At 56.9% G+C, this 7319-nt stretch carries 7 protein-coding genes; 3 read left to right on the top strand and 4 right to left on the bottom strand.

Annotated elements, in window-relative coordinates; genetic code table 11:
• Nucleotides 1-162 precede the first annotated feature (162 nt).
• Nucleotides 163-447: a DUF1435 domain-containing protein gene (locus tag ACCW71_RS13085; protein ID WP_436371986.1), complete on the bottom strand. Its 285-nt coding sequence runs from the start codon at nt 445-447 to the stop codon at nt 163-165.
• Between the two features lie 223 nt (nt 448-670).
• On the opposite strand from ACCW71_RS13085, the gene ACCW71_RS13080 reads away from it, so the two are divergent.
• The 3 genes from ACCW71_RS13080 to ACCW71_RS13070 all read left to right on the top strand — a co-directional run bounded on the left by ACCW71_RS13080 (nt 671) and on the right by ACCW71_RS13070 (nt 3301).
• On the top strand, nt 671-1768 hold the full coding sequence (locus tag ACCW71_RS13080; RefSeq protein ID WP_436371984.1) for a diguanylate cyclase: 1098 nt from the start codon (nt 671-673) through the stop codon (nt 1766-1768).
• A 179-nt stretch (nt 1769-1947) separates the two neighbouring features.
• Nucleotides 1948-2742: a siderophore-iron reductase FhuF gene (gene fhuF / locus ACCW71_RS13075; RefSeq protein WP_436371982.1), complete on the top strand. Its 795-nt coding sequence runs from the start codon at nt 1948-1950 to the stop codon at nt 2740-2742.
• Nucleotides 2743-2836: 94 nt separating this feature from the next.
• Nucleotides 2837-3301, top strand: coding sequence for a YbaK/EbsC family protein (locus tag ACCW71_RS13070; protein ID WP_436371980.1), 465 nt, complete (start codon nt 2837-2839; stop codon nt 3299-3301).
• A gap of 65 nt (nt 3302-3366) precedes the next feature.
• Here the strand turns inward: ACCW71_RS13070 and ACCW71_RS13065 are convergent, their stop codons facing one another.
• From ACCW71_RS13065 to ACCW71_RS13055, 3 genes are all read right to left on the bottom strand, one after another.
• A complete protein-coding gene (locus tag ACCW71_RS13065) occupies nt 3367-4353 on the bottom strand; it encodes a nucleoside hydrolase (RefSeq protein WP_436371978.1) in 987 nt (328 codons plus the stop codon).
• Between the two features lie 23 nt (nt 4354-4376).
• The gene (locus ACCW71_RS13060; RefSeq protein ID WP_436371976.1) at nt 4377-5387 is read right to left on the bottom strand and encodes a LacI family DNA-binding transcriptional regulator; all 1011 of its coding nucleotides are present in this window, start codon (nt 5385-5387) and stop codon (nt 4377-4379) included.
• 65 nt (nt 5388-5452) lie between these two features.
• Complete coding sequence (locus tag ACCW71_RS13055) at nt 5453-6841, bottom strand: MFS transporter (RefSeq protein ID WP_436371974.1); 1389 nt, start codon at nt 6839-6841, stop codon at nt 5453-5455.
• Between the last annotated feature and the right edge of the window lie 478 nt (nt 6842-7319).

Here is a 7319-nt window from a genome sequence, read left to right as displayed (position 1 = left end):
GGAATTGGTAGACGCGCTAGCTTCAGGTGTTAGTGTCTTAACGGACGTGAGGGTTCAAGTCCCTCTCTTCGCACCAACGTTGTCACTCCTCTGTTTTTCCCGCTGTGATTATTCATCTCCTTTTAATTCTCTTTGTCAGACGCCCTATCCCCTTTTTCGTTTTTAACTCAGATGAAAATTCACTGAGATAGCCGCCATGCCGCCCGCTAAGGCGAGACAGGATGGCAGCAGCAGATAATGGCGCAGACGCGGGGTAAACAGCATCCCGATAGTCAGCAACAGCGTAATCACCATCACTATCCGCCACTGATTAAAGCTCGGTTCCCATAGCGCAAACAGCGGCAGCGCGGCACAAGGCAGTAACACACCCCACCCGCTATCCAGTTTCTTCCCCAGTATCCAGCTCACTCCCCACAGGCCGCAGGCGGCAATGATGGCCATCCCCATAGCATCAACCTCAAATGATAAGCATTCCCATTATCATATGATAGTTTTTTGCTCCCCGCAGCCTGTTTTTTTCTGGCCCGGCGGCGAAGATGACAGATCCGTTGGAAAATGCTAGATTGCGGCCGATAACACTTTTAATAACAGCAATAATTTGCTCACTGTCCGGCACGCCTTTTTTGCCGGCTTGCGCTTTGATATTTCAGGGCCGTCACGAGTATTTATAATGAAATTACAATCCTATGAAGAACTAAAACACAGCAAATATCGTCTTTCGCTGCTGCTTTTTCTGTTTTTAAATATTGCCGTTTCTCTGTTTTATCTGTTGCCTGCCATGAGCAGTGACGGGAGCGGCACGACCCTGCCGGTTATCTGCATCGCGGCTTTCAGTGGTGTCATGCTGACCTCATATTTAATCTGGAATAAAGCAAAACTTCCGTTATTAAATCCGGTAGCGCTGCTGCTGGGAGCATTCTGGGCCTGGCATATTAATTATCGCTTTCATCAGGTGTTCTATTTCGATGGGGGCTTTCTTATTATCAGCTTAATCAGCGTGTTATTTATCAGCGCCATCGCCCTGAGCGATTATCTGGTCGCTTTCTGGCTGCATGTCACACCGCCGGTGGTGACCGTGCTGCTGCTGGATGAGGGCCAGCATCTGCCGCTGATCCTGCTGACCATCACCCTGCCGCTGATTGGCTTCTCGCTGCAACATCTGATGCGCCGCCGCGCCGACAACTTTACCCTGCGCCTGATGCACCAGCTGTATGAAGAAAAAGAGACCTTCAGCGATCTCAGCATGCTCGATCCGCTCACCGGGCTCTATAACCGCCGCGGCCTGAAGAACCGGCTCGACAATATTCTGCATAACCATGCAGGCAGCCACTATGTCCTGCTGCTGGATATTGATCACTTCAAGGCCTATAACGACAATTATGGTCATGCCATGGGCGACCAGGCGCTGGCGCGGGTCTCAGTCGCGATCCGGGATGCGGTGCGTTCGCGGGATGTGGTGACCCGCTATGGCGGTGAGGAGTTTCTGGTGCTGATGACCAACGTGAACAGTTCGATCGCCATGAAGCTGGCAGAGCGGATCCGTCAGTATGTGGCTGACCTGGAAATTCCCCATCGTTTCAATGAAACCGTCTCAACCCACGTCACTATCAGCGCTGGCATTGCGCCTATTTACGATCATGAATTTGATCAGGCGGTGGCTAATGCGGACAGCGCGCTCTATGTGGCTAAAAATCAGGGGCGAAACACGCTGCTCGCCTGGGAAGATTTACCCCGCAAATCGCCTCAGCCCCTTAGCGAACTGGAGTAATTACGCAACACCCCTCCGCGGATAAAGCGAGCCTGGACTCCGGCTCACCCGTTTTATTCTGCCTGCGGATCTGATTGCCGCCTCTCCGCTGCCAGGGATGGCTGTTTTTCTGTACGACTTGTAGAGTTAATCAATAACGATTATCATTTGCTTTCTTATCTACACGTTGGCGGATCGGCATGGCAACCGTAACAGCTCAGACACAGCGTTTCAGCGCACAGACGATGATCTTCCGGCAAAACGACCGCCCGCTGGCGGAAAGTTTGCAGGAGCGGCTGCAACAGCAGCGCAGCTATCTGCTGGAGTCAACCCGACTCAGCGAGCCTGCCCCGTCCGACAGTCAGACCCTGGCCGAATGGTCTCGCACCGACGCCTTTGCCCCGCTGATCCAGCGCTACAGCGACTATCTTTATCGCGATCACCCCGATGCGGTGCGTGAAGCGAAACCGGTGCTCTCACTCTGGGCGCAGTGGTATTTTGGCCTGCTGCTCCCGCCGCTGCTGATGGCTCTGCTCCAGGAATCACGCGCGCTGGACTGCTCGCCAGAGCATATCCGGGTGGGATTCCACCCGCATGGTCATCCGGCTATCTTCTGGATTGAGGTGCAGGAAGATGAAGAGGCGCACTATCTTAATCCGCGGCAGCGCATTGATCGGCTGATACAGCAGCATCTGATCCCGGTGGTGAATGGCATCACCCAGCATGGTGACATCAACGCCAGGCTCATCTGGAACAATATGGGTTACTCATTCCAGTGGTTCCTCGGCGAGCTGAAAACGCAGATCGATGAGTCGCTGGTGCTGCAACTGGAGCAGGCGCTGTTCTTCACTCAGCGGCTGCTGGATGGCAGCGATAATCCCCTCTATCGCACCATGATCCCGCGCAACGGCGAACTGGTACGCCGCAGCTGCTGCCAGCGTTACCGCATTCCCGACGTAGAGCAATGTGGCAACTGCACCCTGAGCGGCAGCTAAACCTGTTCTGAACTGACGAAATCTCCGTTTATCTCGTTTACAGCTTCTGAGGCTTATGGCAATTTCTACGCCTTCGATCAGCCTGGAGAGAAAGATGAGTCTGGAGTCTGTGCGCCAGTTCTTTGCCGAACACGCCCCTGAAATTGAAATTATTGAACTGCCTGTCAGCACCGCGACGGTGGAGATGGCGGCCCGCGCCCACGGCGTGACGCCAGGCCAGATTGCCAAGACGCTGTCCCTGAAAGTGAAAAATGATGTGGTGCTGATCGTTACGCGCGGCGATGCCCGGCTGGATAACCGGAAGCTCAAGGCGGCGCTGGGGGCGAAAGCACGGATGTTAAGCGTGGACGAAGTGATTAACTGGACCGGCCATCCGGTGGGCGGCGTCTGCCCTTTCGGGCTGGAGAATCCGCTGACCGTTTACTGCGATGTCTCACTGCGCAGTTTTGCTGAGGTGTTGCCCGCCGCTGGCGCTATCCATAGCGCCGTCCGCATTACTCCGCAGCAGATGGCCGAGCTGACCGGCGCCCGCTGGGTAGATGTCTGCGAAGCGATTTAAACCGCATGCCGCGCAGCGCCCCGGCAACGCCCGCCAGCCAGCGGGCGCGATCTTCCCCGGTGGCATCAGGCGGTAAGACGGCTGAATGCCTGTTCGATAATTGACAGCAGCAGGTCGTTGTCCACCTTGTGCAGCAGATGCACAGACGCGCCACAGTTGTCAGGCACCCCGACGCTGACCCGCAGCGGCTGACGATAACGCCAGCTTTTGCCTCGCGTCGCTCCTGGCCGCAGTTCAATATCGACCCGGTAGTCGATGCCCGAGGCCACCCGCTGATTCAGCAGCCAGGCGACCACCAGCGCATCGTGGATCCAGCATCCTGCCAGCTGGCGGGTCTGCATCGAATAGTCGATCCACGGCCGCAGCGTGTCACGCACAAATCGGGTCAGCGGATGATCCACCGCGGTCAGGCGGGTTAAATCCTGCTGGGTCAGCAGCGTCTGGGTGGTGACATCCATCGGCACCAGCGTCAGCGCGGCCCCGCTGTGCAGCACCTGATGCGCCGCTTCAGGATCGAGGCCAAAATTGGTGTCTTTGATGTAATCATCCAGCGCGAACACGCCGCCCATGATCACAATCTCCGCCACCGATTCCGCCATCGCCGGATAGCGCTGCATCGCCAGGGCGACGTTGGTCAGCGGACCAATCGCCACCAGGGTAATTTCGCCCGGATTATCGCAGATCAGTTTGCCGATGGCGTCAGCCGCATCATCCGCGTCAGCAGGCAGATCGTCGGGCTGCCGGACATTCTGCCACAGCTGACCCAGCGCCAGCTGATTAACCCGGTTATCCAGCGTTTCACGCCACGGCGCGGGATCTTCCCGCAGCGCCTGCGTCGCCCCCTGCACCACCGGGATCGACAATCCCAGCCGGGTGATCAGATCTTTAGCGACCCTGGCCCCGACGGCACTGGGCGTATTGCCCGCGACGGTGGTGATCATTTCCAGCGACAGGGCTGGTGAAGCTAAGGCCAGCGCAATCGCCAGCCCATCATCGGTGTTGGCACCCGCGATACCGTTGCCGGGATCGCAATCAATAATAATTCTCTTCATATTTTTATAAGTTAACTCTGGGTTTACGGCTTACAGCCGCAGGATTCACCAATTTCAAGATAGTGTGGAAACTCCTTTAGTTGCGCTTCACTCTGCCCCTCTTTCAGCATATGAATGGCGGAGCGCGCCATTTCACGCAGTGGCTGACGCACGGTCGTTAAGGTCGGGACCTGAAAAGCGGAATGATCGGTGCCGTTGAAACAGACCAGCGCCACATCCTGAGGAACGCGGATCTGGTGTTCGGAAAACGCCCGCAGTGCACCAATCGCCTGACCTTCGTTACTGGTAAACAGCGCACGCGGCACAGATTGCCGGGCAATCATGGTCTGCGCGGCGGCATAGCCGCCCTGCGGGGTGTAACTGGCCGCGACCATCAGCGATTCATCAACCACCAGACCATGCTCCTGCATCGCATCCCGCCAGCCCTGAATACGATCCTGCGCATTCAGCATCTCGACCGGACCGGTAATGATGCCGGCCTGCTGATAGCCGTGGCTCAGCAGATGCGAGGTCACCTGCCAGGCGGCCTGACGTTCATTGACCCGCAGCATATTGACGCCCGGCTGCGGCGCAACCCGCTCCAGCATCACCAGTGGCGTGCCGCTGGCTTTGATCAGGTCGATATAAGGATGGCGATCCACGCTGTTATAAAATAGCCCGTCCACCTGCCGGTTCAGCAAGCCCTGCACTAACTCCAGTTCGCGCTGGCGATCATCGCCCGCGTCGCCCAGCAGCATGACATGACCGTTGTTCATCGACTCCTGCAACAGCATGTGTGCCATGGAGGCCACAAAAGGGTTGCTGATGTTCGGCACGACCAGGCCGAAGGTTTTGGTGTTACCGGAGGCGAGCGCACGGGCGGCGGCGTTGGGCCGGTAACCGGTCGCTTTAATCGCCTCCAGCACCCGCTGCCGGGTTGCATCGGCGACCGGCCGGGGTCCGTTATTAATCACATAGCTGACGACTGCTACTGAGGTGCCTGCCGCTTTCGCTACTTCACTGCGGGTCACTTTTCCCGTTAACGACTTAGGCACATCACTTTCCTCCATAAAAAAACAGGCCGCATTACACGGCCTGCTGATTTTGCTGCGTTGCCCGGCTAAATCGCATCGTCGGGCAGGTTGAGATCCCGCCCTCGCGTTTCCGGGGCAACAAAGGTGGTAAAGAACCCGATGGCGGCCATCACCGAGAAGTAAACCGCAATCGGCCACCAGTGGCCGCTATAGGAGAGCATAGCAGCGGCAATCAGCGGTGCTGTACCACCGGACAGAATTGAGCCCAGCTCTTTGGCAAACGCCATCTTCGTGTAGCGATGATGCACGCCGAACATCTCCACGCCCCAAGCCGCCTGCACCCCATAGATACCCAGTGATGCCAGCGCCATGCCGACCACGATAACCGGGATCACCAGCATCGGTTCACGGGTGTCCAGCAGCGTAAAGGCGGGCCAGGCGTAGAACATCAGTAACAGGCAGAAGGCGCGATAGACCACCCGGCGACCAAAACGGTCTGACAGCCAGCCCGCAAACGGAATAATCAGAAAGCCCAACAGTGAGGCGAGGAACACCGCCGTGGTCGGCACCGACTTATCCACCATCAGGACTTTAGCGACATAACCGACGATAAATCCCTGCGCCAGATAAGAGGGACCATTTTCACCGATGCGCAGGCCGACCATAGTCCAGAACGCGCGGGTACGCTGGAAGAAGGGGCGCTGATCCACCACCGGCGCCGCCAGCACGCCAGCGCGTTCCGCTTCCATTTCCGCTTTTCTGCGCTCAAACACCGGGGTTTCGCGCAGATGACGTCGAATCCACAGAGCCACCAGCGCAATCAGCGCGCTGCTGAGGAACGGAATACGCCAGCCCCACTCCAGCAGGCTTTGTTGATCCATCTGCACCACCAGCAGCCAGACCAGCGAAGCCAGCAGCGTGCCGCTGTTAGAGCCCAGCGCGATAACCGACGAGACCAGCCCGCGGCGTGCGACCGGCGCATACTCTCCCAGCATCACCGTGCCACCGGACAACTCCGCACCGGCACCGAATCCCTGGGTGAAGCGCAGCAGCACCAGGCAGGCCGGCGCCCAGACGCCAATCGAGGCGTAGCTGGGAATTAACCCGATAAAGGTGGTGGAGGCCCCCATCAGGATAATGGTGGCGATCATCACCACTTTCCGGCCTTTACGGTCGCCGAGCCAGCCAAAAAAGAGCGCCCCGATAGGCCGGGCGACAAAGCCGACTGACCAGGTGGCGAAGCTGGAGAGCAACGCCATCGCCGGGGTCGATTCTGGAAAGAAGACGTCACCAAAAATAATACCGGCGGCCAGACCATAGAGCGCGAAATCCGCATACTCCATTGCCGTGCCTAACCAGCATGAGAAAGTGGCGCGCCAGAAATCTTTGCGGCCTGAAGAGGTGTTGAACCGCTCATCGGCGGCTGAGGAGGAAGGCAGTGATGCCTGCTGATTAACGGAGCTGTGTGCCGTCATAATCCTATCCCTGAGTGCTTGTGCAGATCGATAAACGCCCGTCCGTGGGTCGGTTCCCTGATAAAAAAGGGAATTTCCCGGTGACGACGTTCAGTGGACTAACCATGATGAAAGGTTAAAGGATTCCCTGGTGTTGGAATCATATTCACCGCTCCCGTTCGCCGATGTATTTTTCATCGGTCGCTTAAACAGAGCAAATGTAACTTAACAATCAATGGAGCCTGCCGTACATCGGGCACCGTGAGCAATCACTGGGGTCCTAGTTTATCTACGCGCGTAGATAAATCAAGTCACCCTGCCGAAAAATGTTAGTTAAACTTCACTATCACCCGGCGTCATCACGCATTTTTGTCGCAAATTCAGCCAGTTAATTGCAGATAATCGCACAAAAATAGTTCACCACTGAGGGTAAGTCAGCACTTTCGCTTATGATTAACAGCGAGGGAACGGCTAACCCTGCTCATCGCGCTACGTTGTC

Origin of the sequence: Pantoea sp. C2G6 (genome assembly GCF_051336815.1) — a bacterium.
In the GTDB taxonomy this organism is placed as follows: Bacteria; Pseudomonadota; Gammaproteobacteria; order Enterobacterales; family Enterobacteriaceae; genus Pantoea.
The sequence above is the reverse complement of the archived record's forward strand: the minus strand, read 5'-3'. Positions and strand labels throughout refer to the sequence as shown.